Origin of the sequence: Ralstonia sp. OTU4908, from assembly GCF_038440115.1 — a bacterium.
GTDB lineage: Bacteria > Pseudomonadota > Gammaproteobacteria > Burkholderiales > Burkholderiaceae > Ralstonia > Ralstonia pickettii.
In genome coordinates this window covers 1-226 of record NZ_JASATD010000129.1, presented here as the reverse complement: position 1 = coordinate 226, position 226 = coordinate 1, and the positions used below count along the sequence as shown (strand labels likewise).

1 protein-coding gene is annotated in these 226 nt (G+C 62.4%); it reads left to right on the top strand.

Going from position 1 to position 226, the window contains the following annotated elements; all coding sequences use genetic code 11:
- Positions 1-226, top strand: a 226-nt coding sequence (locus AAHM38_RS25615; RefSeq protein WP_342234438.1) for an IS66 family transposase zinc-finger binding domain-containing protein, incomplete at both ends; no start/stop codon positions are given.

Genomic DNA, 226 nt, shown 5'->3' with positions numbered 1-226 from the left:
TGGGTGTGCGCTCAAGCGCATTGGCGAAGACATCAGCGAGAAGCTGGACTACACGCCGGGCACGTTCACCGTGGAGCGTCACATCCGCGGCAAATGGGTGTGCGATCAGTGTGAGACGCTGGTGCAGACGCCGGTGCCACCCCACGTCATCGACAAAGGCATCCCGACGGCCGGACTGCTGGCACATACGCTGGTGTCCAAGTTCGGCGACCACCTTCCCCTGTAT